This window comes from Dysosmobacter sp. Phy (genome assembly GCF_054476235.1).
This window is the reverse complement of the sequence record NZ_CM136997.1, coordinates 19584-37508: the sequence shown is the minus strand read 5'-3', so window position 1 is coordinate 37508 and position 17925 is coordinate 19584. Positions and strand designations below refer to the sequence as shown.

Below are 17925 nucleotides of genomic sequence, written 5' to 3'. Positions count from 1 at the left end.
ATGCACCTTATCGGTAACGCTTTTTTCTTTGCTGCCTCCACTACACCAGCATGTTCTGTATCACCTCATAATGCTTCGCCACGGTATGCCGGGTCACTTTCGCTCCCCTGGCGATGGCGCTGTAATTCGTCTCGCAGGGGTGGAGCTTCATGTACATCCAGATCTTTCTCTGCGAGTTCGTGAGCTTCTCCGGGGCGATCCCACGCATCCGGTCCCGGGCCGTCTGCCGCTCCGCGTTCATCTGCTGGATGAGCGCTTTCAGCTTCTCCTCGCACTCCTCCCGGGTGTGGGCGTAGACGCACTTGGAGTGCTTGGTCCCATCCGGCCAGGTGGGGGTGTAGCGCCCCTCGAAGAGATGGTCGTTAAGCTCGTTGATGCAGCCGGTGCCGGGTTTCCGGGTGCGCCGCGCCGCCGGCTGGAAGGGTTCCTGCCGGGACGGTTCCGGATCGTTTTCCTGTACCTCGTTGCCGAGGCCGCGGTCGATTTTGGCCGCGGCCTCGCTCTGCATCTCGCCGGTGATGTGGGTGTAGATGTCTAGGGTCGTGGCCGCCGACACGTGCCCCAGCATGGCGGAGAGGGTCTTGATGTCCATGCCGTTCTCCAGCGCCATGGTAGCGAAGGTGTGCCGCAGGTCATGGAAGCGCACCTGCTTGCACCCGGCCCGCTCCAGAATGCCGTGGAGCCGTCTGGCCGCCTCGTCCGGCGTCAGGGGCGCATCCTCTTTCACCGGGGAGGGGAACAGCCAGCGGGAGTCCGCCGTCTTTTGGTATTCCCGGAACACCTCCACCACGGCGGGCGGCAGCACCAGCTTGCGAACGGAGGCCCTCGTCTTGGGGACGCTCAGCTGCATCTTTCCGTTCACCGCGTAGACCTGCTTGTTCACCGACAGCGTTCCGGCGTCCAGATCCAGGTCGGACCACTGGAGGGCCATCAGTTCCCCGCGGCGAAGGCCGGTGCACAGGTCCAGCAGGAACAGTTCAAAATATCCGTCCGCCTTGGCCTGGAGGAGAAACCGCCGGAGCTCCTTGGGCGAGAGTACCTGCATCTCCCGGCCCCGCTTGGGCGGCAGCTTGCAGCCCGCCGCCGGGTTGGTCCGGATGAGATTCTCCTGCACCGCCTGGTCCAGCGCCGCCCGGCACTTGGCGTGGCACATCCGCACCATCCGGTCGGAGAGGCCCGTCCCGTAGAGTTCCGTGCGGACCAGCCGCCCCTCTTTTTTCAGGTAGGCGTAGAACTGCTGGAGGTCCTTCTGCGTCAGCTGGCACAGCGGGATCTTCCCCAGCTGCGGGATGATATGCAGGTAGATAGAACTCTCATAGATGCTCTGCGTGGTGGGGCGGAGGCCGGGCTTGATGTAGTTCTGATACCAGAAGTCCATCCACTCGCCGAAGGGTATGTCGGCGCGGATCTTCTCCGGCCGCGTGCCGCCCACTTCCTCCAGGAGCTTCGTGAGCTTTTCCTGACAGGCGTGCTTGGTTTTGGCCAGCACGTTTTTCGTCAGGGGGAGGCCCTTGTCGTCATAGCCCACCACGGCCCGGCCTTCCCAGCGGCCATCCTTGCGCTGCCTTACGGTGCCGGTTCCGTTTTTGCGTTTTCTTGCCACGGTCTCAACTCCTCTCCCAGCAGATTTTCCAGGAAGCCGCCCACCACGTCGCTGGCGGCTCTTTGCATGTCCGGCGTCACGTGGGTGTAGGTGTCCAGGGTGAAGGACGCGTTGGTGTGACCCAGGATGCCGGAGAGCGTCTTGGCGTCCACGCCGCTGGCGAGGGCGTGGGTGGCGAAGGTGTGACGCAGGTCGTGGAACCGGATGTGAGGCAGCCCCGCCTCCTTCAGCAGCACCTTCATCCAGTAGTAGGCGGCGCTGGGACGCACCGGCTTCTCCGGGGCCAGCGGCTCCGGGAAGATCCACTGACTGACCGCGTGCTTCTTCCGCTCTTTCAGCCGCTGGACGGTGCTGGGCGGCAGCCGGATAATCCGCCGTCTCCGGCTGGTCTTGGTTTCGCCGATCTCCAGTTCGCCCCGCTTGGGCGCATTCACCGACCGGAGGATCTTCAGCGTCCCGGCGCTCTCGTCGAAGTCCTGCCACATAAGCCCGCAGATCTCGCCCCGCCGCAGTCCGGTGGTCAGCTCCGTGTAGAAGAAGTCCCGCCAGACCTCGCTGGCGTCCACCGCTTTTAAGAAGGCGTCCATCTGCGCCCGGTCCAGGATCTGCTTGGGTTTGCTGCAGGCTTTGGGCACGGAGGCACCGTCCGTGGGATTGCAGGGGATGATGTGGTCCCGCTCCGCGTCTTTGAGACAGCGGTGGAGCATGGCGTGGATGCGGCGCACCATGGTGTCGGACAGTTCGTGTCCGAACTCCGGGTGGTCGTGGACGCGGCCCTCCCGTTTCAGCCTGGTGTACAGCCGCTGGATGTCCGGCCGGGTGACCCGGGAGACGATCTTGCCGCCCAGGTACGGCTTGATGTAGCAGCGGATGTACTGCTCGTAGCTGCGCAGGGTGTTGGGCCGCAGGGTGAGGGCACCGTACTCCGCCATCCAGCGGTCCAGATACTCGCCCAGGGTCATGCGGCTGTCCTCGGTGAGCTGCGCGTCCTGATAGACCTCCATGTCCCGGTGGAGTTTGGCCAGCAGTTCCTTCTGCGTCTTGGCCAGCACGTACCGGAAGATGGGCGCGCCGTTTTGCTTGTGGCCCACCACGATGCGTCCTTCCCAGCGGCCGTCCTCCCGCTTGCGGACCATGCCGTCGCCTGCCGGACGCCGTCTGCTCATTCCGATTCACCTCCTGTCTGCGCGGCGCCGGGTCCCGGTGCCTTTTCTTTGATATAGCGACGCATCCTCACCGCGCTTCCCGCTCCAGCCGACGCAGGGCGCGCTCCTCCTCGTCGTCCTCGAAGCAGTAGGGCGTCAGTTCTCCGGCGATCCCCAGAGCCAGCTGGAACCCGGCGGTGAAGGACGCCAGGGAGATCTCCTCCCGCAGTTCGATGGCCAGGTCCGCCAGTTTCAGTAGCGCCTCCCGGTCCTCCCGGTCCAGCTTTTCCCGCAGCGCCAGACGCAGCGTCTCCGCCTCCCGGCGGATCTCCGGGTACGCCGGTTCCCGGAAGAACCGTTGGTGCAGTGCTTTCATGTAGTCGTTCATGTGTGCCGCCTCCTTTTCAGCAACACACAATACCGGCTCGCGCACGGAATAGCCAGAGGGACGCGGCGGAGTTAAGAGAAAGTTATCATTTGCTTTTACGTGAGATCGTCGTCCTCCGCGTTGTCATCCGCGAAGAAGCGCGCGCTGTCGTCCGCCGTCAGACCGTCCCGCTCCCGGCGGGCGCTCTGCAGGAACGTGGGCGCGCGTCCCAGGCGCTTGACCTCCCGGGCGCAGTCCGCCTGGATGGAGCGCACCTCGCTGTCGGGCACCTGCGCCATCCGCGCCAGGATGCGCGTCATGATGGCCACCTCCACCGACAGCTTGTACTGTCCCGTGCCCAGCGCACGGCTCAGTGTCTCGAACCGCTCCATGGGCACCTGGCTCTTTCCGCCCATCGCGGAGAGCTCCCGGGAGATCAGATGGGAGCAGTAGAACTCGATGGCCTGCTCCACGAAGTCGTTGCGGGAGCCGACGCCGGCCCGCCGCAGGTTGTCATCGCACAGTTTCAGGTGCCGCGGCGTCACCGCGAGCCCTGATTTCACTCGTTTTTCCAACATTTCCGGTCCTCCTTCCGGTACCAGTTCTGACCACCCTGGAAACGGCCCGCAATCCGCTGCCGTCTCCCGATCCGTTCAAAGGAGGAGCACCCTGTTTGGTACCAAACCGTCAAAACCGCCGCTGTGGGTGGTACCACCGGCCCGCGTTGCGGGTCCGGCGTGTTCGGGGCGGAAGGGTACCCTTTAGGTGTACGCCCCTTTATCTTGTCCCAATTTCGGCCGGGGGAAAAGGCCCCAAAAGGGCCGGATCCCGAGGGGGAGAGGGGGAGCGCGAAAAGCGGTCCCCCTGCCCCCACAGCCGCATCACACGCCCTCGTGCCCCGTTTCAGGTGCCGGGGATGGGGGAGGCCGGGTCGGGCGCACACAGGGCCTCACAGCACGTTTCTCGTCCGCCGTCTCCGGCGGCGTAGCGCCGCCGCTGCAGGCTGCGGAACTCCCGGAGATCATGGACCACGCCCTCCCGCAGCATCTGGTTGTACAGCAGCAGATCCCAGGCGGCGCACCGGTAGCATCTGCGCACCGCTTCGTAGCTGCTGCGGGCGAGGGACTTCTGCTCCTCCGTGAGATCGCCGCGGGACGGGTCTGTCAGGAACAGCGTCAGCGCGTTCTCCGGCATGGGCGTTCCGTGGAGCGCCCGCCACCGGGTTTGGATGTACCGCCTGGCGGACAGGAAGCACTCCAGAGACAGATTGGGATCCTGCTCCAGGACCGCATCCGTCAGTTCCGTGAAGAGACTCATGCGACAGGACCTCCTTTCCGGGCGGACGCGGCCAGGCGTTCTTTCACCCTCTGCCGTTCCACGGCGGCATCCAGCGCCGCCAGGCGCTGCCGGTCACGCAGCTCCACTGCGTTCTGCACCGGCAGGATCGTGTAGCGCAGACAGCCGTTGCGCTCCATTCCGTCCGCGCCCACCACCACGGTGCGGGCGGTGGCGATGAGTCCGGCCGCCTCCAGCTCCAGCACGTACTTGCGCACGGTGTTGTTGCTGGCGCCGATGGCATATCCGATGGCCTTGTAGCTGAGCGTGCACTGATAGGTCTTCCGATTTTCCCGATAGAGCAGGAAGGCGTAGACGGCGATGGCCGCGCTTCCCAGGTTCAGGTAGAAGACCTCATCCGGCAGCGAGAAATATTTTTCTCTGCCGACCACCGGGACCAGGTCCGGTGTGACGAGACCCTGCCGTGTCAGCGCATCCAGGATGCGCCTGACGGCGCCGGGTTTCAGACCCAGGGTGCCGGTCAGCTCCGCCACCGACGCCCTGCCGGGCAGTTCCCGGTGATGCCGGTAGTGGAGATAGGCCAGCACGGAGAAGTCCGGGTACTTGAGATGGTGCTTCCAGATCCGGTTGGGGAGCGGGAAGCGGAAAGCGCTGGGGTCGCGCCGGTAGGGGATGTATGCCATCAGCCGCCACCCCCTTTCGTGTGGGCGTTCACCCATTGGATGAACTGCTCCCGGGGCACCACCATGCGGCTGCCCACCCGCAGCGTGGGGAAGTCGGCCTCGTGCATCAGTTCATACCCGCTGGCAACCGACACCCCCAGCACCTGCGCCACCGTCCTCGCGTTGAGAAACAGCGGCAGGTCGTCGTAGCTTTTGTGGATTGATTCTTTCATGTCTGTATCCTCCGATTGACTTTTTCAATTCCATCTGGTACAATGATCATAACAGAAAATGGGAGCAGATTCAATAAGTTTTAACCAGTTCATGGAAATTTAAAAATTTATCGGGTACAACATGGGAGGCCGACAGGATGGATGATCGATTTGCTGATGAGCGCAAATTCAAAAGCGGTCTGGATGATTTTTCGGTCCTTTTTCATGAGGATCATGTTTACATTGGTGAGCAGGCATATCCAACCGGACAGTGTGTCGTGGACATTCTGAATATTGGGGAAGAGGAACTGTCTGCCATTGACCGGGCGCTGCAGGATGTTTACCGTGCCATACGGCGCGCGAGGAAAGAGGACACCAAAAACTCCGTGCAGATCGCACAGGAGAAAATGCAAGCAGTCTGGATTCTTGTATCCAGACTGCCAGTCTATCGGGATCTGCACATTGATTGGTCACAGCCAATCTCTCGGAATGTTGAGTTGCCAGAAACGTTTTGGAAATCCCTTGGAAAGACTTCTGTCACCCAACGGGACAAAGTTGGCCAGCATCTGCGCAACCTTGCAGGTGTTATGGATTTACTGCGGGTTTTCCAAAAAGAAACTATGCAGATACTGGACACATATTTGGAACCCTTGGAGCGAAGAAATTCGGAAGCTTATGCAACAGGGGTCTATCGATTCTACAGCGATGCGGAAGCAACGGGGAGAGATATCTATGTGTCGTCCCCCAAACACAGTTTTCCGGTTCAAGTGAAATTTGTTCCCATGGAGTCTCCCACAGACAAGGGCAAAATCATCCTGGCGGAGCAGACTAGGTTTTCTGGTCCGACAGGATTGATATCCTTTTTGCAAATTGAGTTCTATCGGGGACTGACCGTTGGCAATGCTCCACGGAAGTGCCACAACTGTGGCAAATATTTTTTGCTTACCGCCGGGTACAACACCTGCTACTGCAATAATATTGCGCCGGGGGAGACAGTGCGTACCTGCAGAAAGGTGGGCGCACACCAGAAAGCGCTGCGGCGCAGTGCCGAGCGCACACAGGCACAGAGAGAGTATTACCGGATATACAACCGATTGAAGCAGAGAAAGAATCGGGGGCAACTCGATGATGATGAGTGGAACGCCATCATGTCCCGGGCACGGGAAATGACCGATCAGGTGGAGCGCGGAGAAATGACTTTCGAAGAACTTGTGAAGCGGCTGAGCTTATTCTAAGGGACAAAACGAAGAACGGAAAAAGGGCGCGGATGACAGGAAGGCCGGCAGAGCTACAAAGCTCTGCCGGCCCTTTCTTTGATATAGCGACGCAGCTGCAGTGTTCTTACAGACTTCCGTCTCCCTTGTTGCCTCCGAATTCGCAGCCGTACTGATGGCCCTTCCCGTAGTACCAGCGGCCATAGCGATACCCGTAGTGGGGCGGGCAGTTGGCGCAGTTGCCGTCGCAGTGCCCGCCGTGCTTCTTTCTGCCCCGGCCAGCCAGCGCGGAACCCATCGCGAGGGCGGCCAGCGCTGTGAAGAGGCCTGCCTTTTTCTTTTTCGGGAGGATGTACCGGACCTGTTCCGGCTGTTCATGGGCGGCAGGCTCGTCATCGAACACATCGATCTTCGCCCGCCGGGAGATCTTCCGGAAGGAATCGTCGTCGATCATCATGTAGATCTCTTCCAGCTGCTCCCGGTCAAAGGGCACGTCCGTCTGCTCCGCGATTTTGCCCAGGACAGACTCCTCTACCGTGCCCACCATCTCCAGCACCTGATCCGGCGTAAAGCGGACGCCGGTGGCCAGCGCCTTCTCCAGAAATCTCGCGGCGAAGGCCTCGTCCTGGAAGGCCAGCTCCTGCGCCACTTCCCACACTTCGTCCGCCGATCCGTAATCGGACAGGCGGTAGGTGTAGTTCTTCTGTGTGCCGGGCGACCAGTCATAGAAGCCCTCGTAATAATCTTCCCAGGTCATCTGTTTCATGTTGGCCACCTCGCGGCGGTATCCTCAAGGCTCCGTCTCATAGGGCCAAGTGTTGATGCCGCCGAATTCGCAGATGTTGGTGTAGCCCAGGTCCGCCAGCGCGGAGGAGGCGGTCTTGCTGCGGTTTCCGCTGCGGCAGTAGACCAGCACCGTGGAGTCCTTGTCGGGGATCACTCCGGCGGCGGTTTCCTCATTGATCGTACCCACCGGCAGCAGCACGGCGCCGGGGATGTGGCCGCTGTCGTACTCGTCCTGCTCCCGCACATCCAGGATGATGACCTCTTGGGTATCCATCATCTCTTTGGCCTCTTCCTGGGTGATCTGCTGGTAGGCACCGTCGGCGGCATTCTCGCCGCATCCGGCCAGCAGCAGGAGGGAGAGCAGCAGGGGGATCATTCGTTTCATCTGAGTTCCTCCAGAAGTCCGGCGGCAAAGGCTTTGTGGCCCTGCTCCGTGAAGTGGACGCCGTCATAGGCCAGGGGGATGTCCCATTTCCCGGCGTCGGCAAAGCGGATGCCCATTCGCTCCGCCAGAGTCTGGCAGAGTCGGGCAAAGGCGCGGGAGCCGTCAATGAGCTGCGGGCTGGGGACCCATTCGCCCAGGGTCACCGGCGGCGGTGCGATCAGCAGGATCCTGCTTCGATCCAGGGAGACGCCGGAGAGAAACCGTTCCAGCCTTCCGGCGGCTTGCTCCGGGCTTCGGCCCTGGAGCAGATCGTTGGTCCCCAGCATGACGATCAGCAGATCCGTGCCGGCAAGAAAGGAGGGGGTGGAGGAGGGGATCTCCCGGCCGTTCTGTCCAAGGTTGGAGACGGTCCATCCGGTCTCCGCAGCCAGGATGTCCACCCACCGGCAGTCCGCGTCATACCGCCCGCCAAAATACCCCCGCGGGTCGTAGCCGTAAGTGTTGGAGTCGCCGAAGCAGATGACGTTCATCCTTCACGTTTCCTCCTCTCAGAGTGATGTCGGTGTTTCGTTAGCTGTTAGAAACTGCTGCCAGGAGTGCTTGTTCTATGCGTTCCTTTTCCCTGCTTTCATCTGTCCGAATCCGAAGCAGCGGGATGCCGCATTGTTCAAAAATCCGGTTTTTCTTTTTATCTCTGCCTGTCTGGATGCTTCCGGCAGCATGAAATGCCGTGCCGTCTATCTCAACCGCCAGCAGAGGTGATTTGTCCATTCGGCGGAACAAGAGAAAGTCTACATGGGTCAGGGGATTGCGGGCATACACAGTTTCTTCCTCCGTCAACATGGAGTAGTCCTTTACTAAGTTGACCAAGGAAACATGGGCTGCGCAATCCACAAACGAAAACTCTGCTTTTTGAAGAATATTCTGAATCACAGCGTAGGCAAGGTTTTCTGAGTCGTATTCGGAAATCCTCCCATGCCGTTTCAGAAAGGCTCGTCGATGTTCGGCATATCCCTGATAGAGCAGATCAAAAACAGAGTAGACCGTGCTCTCAATCACTGCGCAGTTGTTGTATTCGATATAGCGTGCCAGATCGCCGTAGTTGGTTCGGTCGTTCTGCGGGTCCTGTGAGGTAATGACGGTCAAGGACTTGACCGCCCGGGATACTGCTACATTCAGCATCCGGGGATCATCCACAAAGTCCGTAATGACATTATCCACAGAGGTCAGAACGATGGCGTCCTTCTCTCGACCCTGGAACTTGTGGACGGTAGCCACTTCCAATTCCTTACCCAGCTGCGTTTGGATTGCCGCCACCTGATCCCGATACGGCGTGATGATTCCAATACTTCTATAACCTTGTCTCTCCAGACTGGGAAGGACCTCTTGCCGAATCACATCGATCTGCCTCTGATTCAGGTGACCGCGGGCGTGGTTGCCGGGCACTGTCCGGTACATGGTCAGGACATCCGGCTCCTCGTGGTCTTCTGTCATGACGATGAGATTCCCACCATAGAATTTCTGATTGCAGAAATTGATGATCTTGGGATGACAGCGGTAGTGTTCCCTCAGAAGAACGGTAGGAGCCTCCGGCCATGTGGCAATGGCGGAGGAGAGCAGGCTGTGGGCGGAGAAATGGTAAGTCTCTGGGAGAGCATACCGTCCCCAGATTTCCTCACTTTTTTGGATGTTCTGGCTGTCCAGCACATTGGGGAGCTGCTGGAGATCGCCGACAATCACGATATTCTTGGCGCTGGCGAAGGCCAGTACGCCAGTGGCTAAATCCACCTGGGATGCCTCATCCACGATGAGATAATCGTAGGTATGTTCAAAGCTTAGAGTGCCTTTGATGGAGTAGGTCGTACTCAGAATTACTGGATATTCCTGATTAAATTCCTTAGACTTTCCACGAAAATCCCCCATCTCAAAGCACTGGCGAGGCTCTTTCCAATGGAACTTTTCACTCAGCTCCGCTTGGAATAACCGAAGAGACTTTTCCGTCAACTCCGCCATCTTTTCGTCAAAGGCATACTGCTCCAGCTTCTTCTCCAGCTGAGTCCGCTCTTCCGTCAACTCTTGCCGTCGCACCACGTAGAATTGCCGCTGTAGATACGGGATTACCAGTTCCGGCGCCTGGAGAAATACTTTCAGCGCACTGCGATTGAAGCGAAACAGGATGAATATCTTTTGGAGCAGGCCTAATTTACTCTCCTGCTGGGCATGCTGTTCGTACTCTAACCAGAGGGACAAAATCTTTTGAGAGGAGAGCCCGTTTACCTCATCCTTCGGTGCCCGGGAATAAGTGCTGTAGTACTCTCCAAAATAGTGCTGCTCCGGCGTCAGTTGGAGCAACTCTTGCTCAATGGCGGCAATGCGGTTTTTCCCGTTGAGCATCTCGCTGAGTTCTTTGGAGAGAGCAGTTACCTCCTGGTCCAGGTGTGACTTCGCCTCCGGTGCCAGAACCCAATCTGACATATCGGGGTATTGGCCGGTCTGCGCCTCCAGGAAATGCTCCTTATTGGCTCGGCTTCCCAGAAAAGCAGTTAGGAAAGAGAGCCCCTTCTTTTCCAACTTTTCCGCCACATTCAAAGTGGCGGAGTTGTTATTGGAGACAACGGCTACCGTTTGTCCATTCCGAACCGCATTGGAGATGATATTCAGAATAGTCTGTGTCTTTCCGGTACCGGGAGGCCCCTGGATGATGCTGACCTGGGAGGAAAGGGCATTCTCCACCGCTGTTTTTTGACTCTGATTCAGGCCAAAGGGATAGATGATCGCATCAGGGAGCGCCCACGCTGTCGGCTTCTTGGAGAAATCCAGATAGCAGGACAGGACGGTTGTGTCACTGACACTTTCAATTCGATTATACTGGGCGTTCAGGATATTGAGTCCGTCTTCAGTCACCAGACTGACTGCTGCTGCGGTTTCTTTGAAGTATTCAAAAATACCAGCCTGTTTCTGGTTCGTCAGGCAGTTTTTCTGAAGTTCCACTTGACCCTTGGGGTATGTAAGGGCTTTTTTCCCCGTCCTGAGGAAGCGGTAAAAGGACCCAAAATCCAGGATCTGATCGACTTGCGAAAGAGGGGTCCCGTCCACTGTAATGATAAACTGAGAGGGATCAATTCGGCTTCGTACTTTGAGGAGCTGTACTTTTTCGGCGTGGTAACGGTAGGCCTTTGGGGAACCTGTATAGACCACCTCGCACATACCATCCTGAAAACGGAAGCTGGCGACGGAGTCAGTTTTGTCCTGACCTTTGATCAGGAGCATATATTCGTTACTGTCCATCGCAAACCTCCTTTCCCCATTCTTACTAATTGATTGGCCGTAGTTGCTGTTATGAAGGCTGAGGTGTTGCATCTAACAGATGTTTTACTGCCTCTGCCATGGCAATTGGAGAATCCAAACGCAATGTCTGCACTCTGACCAGACTACCACTGGAAGAAGAATAGCAGAGAGGGCTTTCCTGCCCTGCCATTGCTTCACAATTCGGATAAAGCAACACCGTCTGTTTCGCTGCGTATTCTTTCTGATATGCGTACATCTGGTACATATCAGCCTGTGAGATCCCAAAATTGTACCACTGAGGAGACAGTAGCTTCCACTTGGTATCCAATACAGTCCGCTCACCGCTATTTAAATCTTCGATTATCAAATCCGGTCGCAGGGCAAACTGCTTCCGCGGCAGTTCAAAGAGATATTTGCCCTTTGCCTGCACATGAACACGATATTGACTGGAGTCCAAGTGTCGCTGCAGCACCGCTGCCACATAGCTTTCAAACACGCGCTCCATGGGAAAGAGGAGCGCTAACGCGGCTTGACCGCCGGAAAAGGCAGTAAAACTCTTCCCCTGTAAAAACACCCTGCACAGCTCCAGAAGTCGCTGGTAGTCCGCCATGGAGCGGGATTGGCCACAGCGTTGGAAGTCCTGCTCCACATTTTGGGACACCGGGACTTGTGCCATGAGGGATAACACGATCCGCAGATCCTTGCGGTTTTGTAAATCCATGGTGTGACGCTGCAAGTAGAGCGCTGTAGACTTCACCAAGCGATTTTCCGGGCAATTCACGCTAAATACATCGTACTCCACGAAGATTCGTTCTCGATGAAGCAAATTTTTTCGGATATGCTCCGAGAATACGATTTTTCCATGGACACAGGTTTCGTTGTCCTGCCTTACCGTATAATCAGATTTTAAGCCGCGTTGAATCAGCCGATGGGCCTCGTCCAGAAACATGCGCACAAATAGATCCAGCAAACGCATACGGGAAGTATTCAGGTGGGCCGTACGAAATGTCTTGAAAGGCGCCTCCTGAACCGTTCGCAGCATGGTAAGAAACACTTTGCGGATTGCCTCGTCACTATCGTCTCCCGCTAGCGTCAGTTTGGGCAGAATCTCAATTTCTGTTCCGTCTCTGGTGGCGATAACCCCCACATAGTTTTTGGCGGTGATTACCTTGCCAACGCCGGGCTTTGCGCTTAGGCTCATTAACTCCAGCGGCTGAGTATCGGAGCCTTCATCCCGATTGGAGAGAATGAACTGCTCCAGCTGATCAAAGGCGTGTTCCGGCAGAGAGATCATGCCTGACCGTGGTGATCCATTCCGGGTAAACCCCATGTATTCCCGGATGGTATATTGTTTCAATGGAGTTCACCTCCCGATGGAATACGCCAGTCAGAGATTCCGGTATACTTCTACATTAGAGAAAGCATCCAGATTGATATGATAGGTAGGATTCACCTCAAACTCAGGCTCCACACCGAACAAACCCTGCAAATCCGCGGTTTCGACCTTGAAAAATTGCTGCTGCTCCGGACGCTTTCTGTCCCCAAGCACCAGACAGATCTTTTCATAGTCGTCGTAGAAGTACTCCTGAAGAAGCGGAACGACTTTATCCCGGAAGATCTTGCCCAGGGTATCAATAGATGGAGACTGACGCAGAGGTGTAAAGAAGGCATGTCCCAGCGTATGCTCCCGGTCAAACAATACCTCAATCCGGCGATTCAATGTGGTAAGTAGGCCGCTGATGGAAAAACCCTCAACTTCTATGCCATCCAGAACCCTGCTGTCGGGCATCATTTCCACGAAACTGAACCGCCGCCGTAGGGCAGTATCCAACAGAGCGATGGACCGGTCCGCCGTATTCATAGTGCCCAACAGATAGACGTTATCGGGGATTCCGAATTCTTCGTGAGAATAGGGCAATCTGGCCTGCAATTCTTCGCTCTGCCCCAGTCGCTTGGACGGCTCAATCAGGGTAATAAGCTCTCCAAAAACTTTTGAGATATTTCCTCGGTTGATTTCATCGATGATAAATACATAAGGCCCTTTGGTACCCTTCGCTGGAGCCGTGCCGGAAAAACCGTTCTTGTTCAGAACACCTATCACAGTTGCAACCGTGGTATTGAGTCGATAAACAGTGGACAAGGTCAAACTCTTTTCCAAGCGGAATTCGGTGATCTCAATGTTTTTCCCTTGTACCAGCCATTTAACGGTTCGCAGCCGCTTATAGTGTTCAAACTCTGGGTGCCATTCAGGCTCTCCAGTTACAACACCGATCGCATCAATTGAATGCGCGGTATAGCAGGAAAGAATAATATCTCCAGGTTGCATTCTGGACAAAAATGCGTTTAGCACAGTCTTTCCGCCTACATGGTAGTCCATGTCATCTGTGATGCTTTCTCCGTATTCATCCCATCCAATCCGAATACAACCATGCTTCATGCAGTAATCTCGAACCGGATTGTCTCCTGTGCTGGCAAGAGATACTTTCCAAATGGTTGGAGCCTCTGAGAAACCATAGGGGTTTTGATTTGGATCCACTGCAGGGGGCTGTGCTGCCGCACAGAATTTTTTAAATATACCATCGGCGATTTCATAGGAGATGTCGCCGGAGTCCTCTGCTTTGTCCTCCGCAAAAACCGGACGAATTCCCTCAATAAAGTCCTCGTAGCCGAAAGACTGGTGGAAGGTTGTGAACTCGATCCGACCATCCTGCCGATACTGCCGATACCGCTTTAGGATCTCTTCGTGGTTTTCTGCCTGTATATCTATTAATGATTTTCCCTCTATGATTGCCACGGCATAGTTAACCGTCTGGTAGGTCTTTCCCGTCCCGGGAGGGCCATAGAGGATCGTATTCTTCGCAAACGGCATGGGATTGTTCACCTCTTTCTGGGGCAGAAGCTCCAGCGCATCTTCCAATTCGTCACGGAGCTTCCAGGAGTATGTACCAGGCTGATCCTGGAGGGCTGTGCGGCCCACAAACAGGATGGGCCACCACTTCTGATCATTGTTTTCACTCTGAACCAGAGGGCAGTCGGTTTTTTCCTGTACTCTCCGGGCCAGCTGAACCATGCTGCCGTTATAATGGGCAGAAGTATCTCCTAATTTCAGACTCAGCTGCTTGCAAGTTGCCTCTCCGCCTGCCTGTTGAATGGCTTTCAGAATCTGCAAATTTTCCACTGTGCAGACTGTTCTGTTCGCAAGAAGTTTCAGCCACTGTTCTGTACTGATTTCCGGGTCATACTCTGCCAAGGAGGGCCAATAATCGCTTTTATTCAACTGGCTTCCAAAGTAGATGATATCGTCGGCTAACAGATGATGTTCAGCGTCTGGATAATATTCACGCCCCAACTCGGTTCGTTTTATCTGGAACATATTCAGCAGTTCACTGTCCTGCTGAACACAGGAGCGGACCCGGTTGGCAACCTCCTGATAAATGAGGATATTCTGGGTGTCTCCCTTTTTGCAGGTGTCATTCAAGCCCGTTTCTTCCAGAAAAGCCTTAAGTTTCCCATATTGATAGAGGAAATACCGGTCGGGCTGCGCAAAAAACAGATAGGTGCAAATGGTGCGGTCACCTTGATAATGCTGCTTCATGCTTTCTTTGAACTGATACTTGGCTAACAGGGCATCTGCACTTTGCTTAAAGTTTTGGATTTGCTCAACAATATCTGCTCCGGGAGCCAGAAGCTGCTGAAACATGGATCGAACCGTATCGGGCTCCTGTTCCGCAAAAAATGTGATCATTTTGCGAGGAAAGGAGTAATTGGTGTCCATCAGATTACTCGCCTGCGCCAAGGCTTCCTTCAGCATTTCTGCAAAATCGGCTCTCTCTGGATTCCAATGCTCCTGGAAACATTGGACTGCCCGCCACTTATACGCTTCTTCCGGAAACCAGGTGGCAAAGGATTCCTTGTATTGGCTGACAACACGACGGATGGGATCAGCAGACAGCTCCCATGCCGCCATATCCAGAATCCGATAATTTTTGAAAGAGAAATTAGCATCTCGGAAATCTTTGATTTTCCGGCAGTTATCTACATAAGTTTCCAGTTTGCCCCGAGATTTTAGCTCGATCCCCAGTGCCGCAAAAATATCCTCACTGCCCACATTGCTGTTGATGACAGGGAAGGTAAGCGGTCTTAAGCAGTGCAGTACCACAGAGGCTGCCGCGGCCTGCATCCCGCGAAACGATTTCGTCAGCACTGATGCGGCACGCTGGAACATCTCCTCATCGTCCGTCATATCCAGAATATCCACGCACATCCTGATAAAAGCGCGCACGGATTGGATATCTGTCTTGCTCTGGAACGAGTAGAATCCAGTACCAAACATTCCAATATGGCCTGTTCCGGAGACAGCTTTTTCCTGGTACTTGTACACGCCAGCGTCCGCCCGGCTTTTCAGATCATCAATCAAATGATCCAATTCTTGCTTGCGAACCTCGGGCAGATGCGTTGCATGGACAGCTTCATGCTTTTTGTCATAGCTATGCCGCCATGTTCCAATGCACATGAGATAAATGGCATTGAGATCCTGGTAGTCCAGTGTGGCTTCATCCACATCACGATAAGCGGATACAATCGTACGCACCAGTTCATAGCTGCCGTCGTGTACATCCGGTGACAGCTCCGGGGTACTTTTCAGTTTTTTCAATATCTCTTGATTCATTTGAGGTCACCCTCCGTTTGTGCGACCTGGAATCGGCCATAGTACTGCTCCAGCTTCTCGTCGCAAATCCGCTCGATTTCCTGCTTTTCCTCCCGAGTCAGCTTCTTCCAGACGGACTCGTCTACTTGGATCACACCCAGGGTTTTGGTATGGTGAAGCATCTGCATGTCCTCAAAACGCTTGAAGGGGTTGGACAGGATATTCCGCTGGGCCTGGGCGTCGGTGTAGCCACCCTTGGCGTAGATGCTGTTGGCCTTTTCCACCACCATCCCTGCCGCCCGGCGGGCCTCGTAGAACTCCCGGAAGTAGGTGACGATGTCGCTGAGTTTCACCCGACCTTTATCATCAGCAAACAAAAGCACCGCCTTGAGCAGCACCGGCTTATAGGAATAACTCATGTCCATCTGCCGCACCATATCTAGAAACAGGTTCTTGCGGTTGGAGTCGTCAATGAGCGTCCAGCCGTACTGCTCCGCATATTTTTGGAGAGTTTCCTCCTTGAAATATTTAAAGGTCCGGTGCTCACTCATAGGCACCACCAGATCGGGCACCAGCAGGCCATCCCGGACATACCGCTCGATGGTCTCCGTCTGCACATCCACCCGGCGGACAAACTCCATCTGGGAGATCATTCCGGCGGCCTCTTCCTGCCAGTTGAAGATGTCCACCAGCTCGTAGTCCAGGGCGTCCACTGGCCAGTCGATGAGGGCATCCGGGCGTTCGCCCTTGTCATAAAGCCCCTGTTCGGCGGTTTTCTGCTGTTTGGTGCCCAACACCAGAGCGCCCGGCTTGTACTCCTTCAGCCGGAACAGACGGTGCATGGAGTAGGGCATGTTGTACTGGCTGGCATTGTCCACGAAATCAAACACCATCAGGCTCTCCTTGCCAGGGGATAGCCGCATCCCGCGGCCCAGCTGCTGGGTATAGAGTACCTTGGACATGGTGGGGCGAGCCATGAACAGCACCTCCGTGGCCGGACAGTCCCAGCCCTCGTTGAGCAGGTCACAGGCGCACAGCACCTTGGTCTCGCCCTTTTCAAACCGGGCGAGCACCTCCCGGCGGTCGCTGGCCTTGATCTCGCCGGACACCGCCTCAGCGGCCACACCAGCGTCATGCAGCCGCCCGGCGATCTCCTGAGCGTGCTTGACGGAGGCACAGAAGATGACCGTCCGCTTGTCCTTTACATACTGGAGCCAGGTGTCCACGATGAGCTGATTGCGCTCCGGCACATAGATCTTGCTCTCCAGATCCCGGATGTTGTACTGGACGCTGTTGAACCGCACTTTGGTTAGGTCGATGTTTGTGTGGATTCGGATGCACCGCACCGGCACCAGCTCGCCAATCTCCACGGCGGTCTGGATGTCCAGCTTGTGGGCGGTGTTCTTGAAAATGTCTAGGATATTCTTGTCGTCGGCACGCTCCGGCGTGGCGGTCAGGCCCAGGGTAAATTCCGGCGTGAAGTAGGACAGAACCTTCTGGTATGTATCGGCGGAGGCGTGGTGGGCCTCGTCCACGATGATGTAGCCGAAGTCATCGGGCTTGAACCGCTCCAGATTCAGAGCAACGCTCTGAATGCTGCCACAGACTACAAAGGCGTTGCCCTGCTTCATGCTCTCCACATAGCGGCCTACCGTGGCCCGGGGCCACAGCTCCCGGAAGGTCTTGGTGGCTTGATCCACCAGCTCCACCGTATGGGCCAGGAACAGCGTGCGCTTGCCGAACCGCTTGGCGTCCATGACAGCGGTCACTGTTTTGCCGGTGCCGGTGGCGTGGTAGAGCAGGGCGATGGTCTCGAAGTTGCAGCGCATCTCCTCCAGAGCCGCCAGGGCCTGCTTTTGGTGTTCCTTCAGTTCCAGTTTGGAGCCGTCCAGGGACTTGCCCCGCTGGGTGGGGAGATAGTCCTCGATCTCCTTGAAGCTGGGGTGCTGTCCCAGAAATACCCGCAGCTCGTCCTTTACGGTTTCCGGCTGCTGCTGCATCTGCCGCACCGCCCAGCGGTACACATCCCAGCCCAGGTAGATCATGCTGTTCTGCTTGAGCAGGTCATCGTAGAATTTGTTCTGGGAGATCAGCTTGGGGTTGTGGGAGGCCTCGTCGTCGATCTCGATGGCAACCTTCCGTCCGCCGTTTTCAATCAAAAAGTCGGCAAACCGGCTGTTCTGGTAGATGTCAGAGAAGGGATATTGAGAGTAGAGGTAGCCGGCTTTCTCAGCGCCGAAGGTGTCAGAGAACAGTTCAATGAACAGGTCTTCAGCACTGCTGCCGGAGGCGGAGCGGTAGGTAGGCATGGAGGTCACC

The 17925-nt window shown here is 56.3% G+C and carries 15 protein-coding genes; 1 reads left to right on the top strand and 14 read right to left on the bottom strand.

Going from position 1 to position 17925, the window contains the following annotated elements; all coding sequences use genetic code 11:
* Window positions 1-40: 40 nt before the first annotated feature.
* From ACVDHE_RS00150 to ACVDHE_RS00120, 7 genes are all read right to left on the bottom strand, one after another.
* The gene (locus ACVDHE_RS00150) at window positions 41-1603 is read right to left on the bottom strand and encodes a tyrosine-type recombinase/integrase (RefSeq protein WP_458885179.1); all 1563 of its coding nucleotides are present in this window, start codon (window positions 1601-1603) and stop codon (window positions 41-43) included.
* Complete coding sequence (locus ACVDHE_RS00145) at window positions 1567-2769, bottom strand: tyrosine-type recombinase/integrase (protein WP_458885178.1); 1203 nt, start codon at window positions 2767-2769, stop codon at window positions 1567-1569. The genes ACVDHE_RS00150 and ACVDHE_RS00145 overlap by 37 nt, the downstream gene beginning before the upstream one ends.
* Window positions 2770-2836: 67 nt before the next feature.
* Window positions 2837-3136, bottom strand: coding sequence for a DUF6809 family protein (locus tag ACVDHE_RS00140; protein ID WP_458885177.1), 300 nt, complete (start codon window positions 3134-3136; stop codon window positions 2837-2839).
* Between the two features lie 95 nt (window positions 3137-3231).
* Window positions 3232-3693 carry a hypothetical protein gene (locus ACVDHE_RS00135; protein ID WP_458885176.1) on the bottom strand — a complete coding sequence of 154 codons (462 nt, stop codon included), beginning with the start codon at window positions 3691-3693 and terminating at the stop codon, window positions 3232-3234.
* Window positions 3694-4018: 325 nt separating this feature from the next.
* Window positions 4019-4432: a hypothetical protein gene (locus ACVDHE_RS00130; RefSeq protein WP_458885175.1), complete on the bottom strand. Its 414-nt coding sequence runs from the start codon at window positions 4430-4432 to the stop codon at window positions 4019-4021.
* Complete coding sequence (locus ACVDHE_RS00125; RefSeq protein WP_458885174.1) at window positions 4429-5094, bottom strand: helix-turn-helix domain-containing protein; 666 nt, start codon at window positions 5092-5094, stop codon at window positions 4429-4431. The genes ACVDHE_RS00130 and ACVDHE_RS00125 overlap by 4 nt, the downstream gene beginning before the upstream one ends.
* Window positions 5094-5306 (bottom strand): helix-turn-helix transcriptional regulator, encoded by a 213-nt coding sequence (locus ACVDHE_RS00120; protein ID WP_119311504.1) that lies wholly within the window; start codon window positions 5304-5306, stop codon window positions 5094-5096. The genes ACVDHE_RS00125 and ACVDHE_RS00120 overlap by 1 nt, the downstream gene beginning before the upstream one ends.
* Window positions 5307-5443: 137 nt before the next feature.
* Between ACVDHE_RS00120 and ACVDHE_RS00115 the strand changes: the two genes are divergently transcribed.
* Window positions 5444-6520 carry a DUF6076 domain-containing protein gene (locus ACVDHE_RS00115; protein ID WP_458885173.1) on the top strand — a complete coding sequence of 359 codons (1077 nt, stop codon included), beginning with the start codon at window positions 5444-5446 and terminating at the stop codon, window positions 6518-6520.
* Window positions 6521-6626: 106 nt separating this feature from the next.
* Here ACVDHE_RS00115 and ACVDHE_RS00110 read toward each other — a convergent pair whose 3' ends face one another.
* From ACVDHE_RS00110 to ACVDHE_RS00080, 7 genes are read right to left on the bottom strand one after another with little or no spacing between them, the layout of a single operon-like run.
* Window positions 6627-7265, bottom strand: coding sequence for a hypothetical protein (locus ACVDHE_RS00110; RefSeq protein ID WP_458885172.1), 639 nt, complete (start codon window positions 7263-7265; stop codon window positions 6627-6629).
* Between the two features lie 24 nt (window positions 7266-7289).
* Window positions 7290-7670 carry a rhodanese-like domain-containing protein gene (locus ACVDHE_RS00105; RefSeq protein WP_458885171.1) on the bottom strand — a complete coding sequence of 127 codons (381 nt, stop codon included), beginning with the start codon at window positions 7668-7670 and terminating at the stop codon, window positions 7290-7292.
* On the bottom strand, window positions 7667-8200 hold the full coding sequence (locus ACVDHE_RS00100; RefSeq protein WP_458885170.1) for a GDSL-type esterase/lipase family protein: 534 nt from the start codon (window positions 8198-8200) through the stop codon (window positions 7667-7669). The genes ACVDHE_RS00105 and ACVDHE_RS00100 overlap by 4 nt, the downstream gene beginning before the upstream one ends.
* Window positions 8201-8240: 40 nt before the next feature.
* Window positions 8241-10958, bottom strand: a complete 2718-nt coding sequence (locus ACVDHE_RS00095) for an AAA domain-containing protein (RefSeq protein WP_458885169.1) — start codon at window positions 10956-10958, stop codon at window positions 8241-8243.
* Between the two features lie 49 nt (window positions 10959-11007).
* On the bottom strand, window positions 11008-12315 hold the full coding sequence (locus ACVDHE_RS00090) for an McrC family protein (RefSeq protein ID WP_458885168.1): 1308 nt from the start codon (window positions 12313-12315) through the stop codon (window positions 11008-11010).
* 30 nt (window positions 12316-12345) lie between these two features.
* Window positions 12346-15627 carry an AAA family ATPase gene (locus tag ACVDHE_RS00085; protein ID WP_458885167.1) on the bottom strand — a complete coding sequence of 1094 codons (3282 nt, stop codon included), beginning with the start codon at window positions 15625-15627 and terminating at the stop codon, window positions 12346-12348.
* Window positions 15624-17924 (bottom strand): DEAD/DEAH box helicase, encoded by a 2301-nt coding sequence (locus tag ACVDHE_RS00080; protein WP_458885166.1) that lies wholly within the window; start codon window positions 17922-17924, stop codon window positions 15624-15626. The genes ACVDHE_RS00085 and ACVDHE_RS00080 overlap by 4 nt, the downstream gene beginning before the upstream one ends.
* Between the last annotated feature and the right edge of the window lies 1 nt (window position 17925).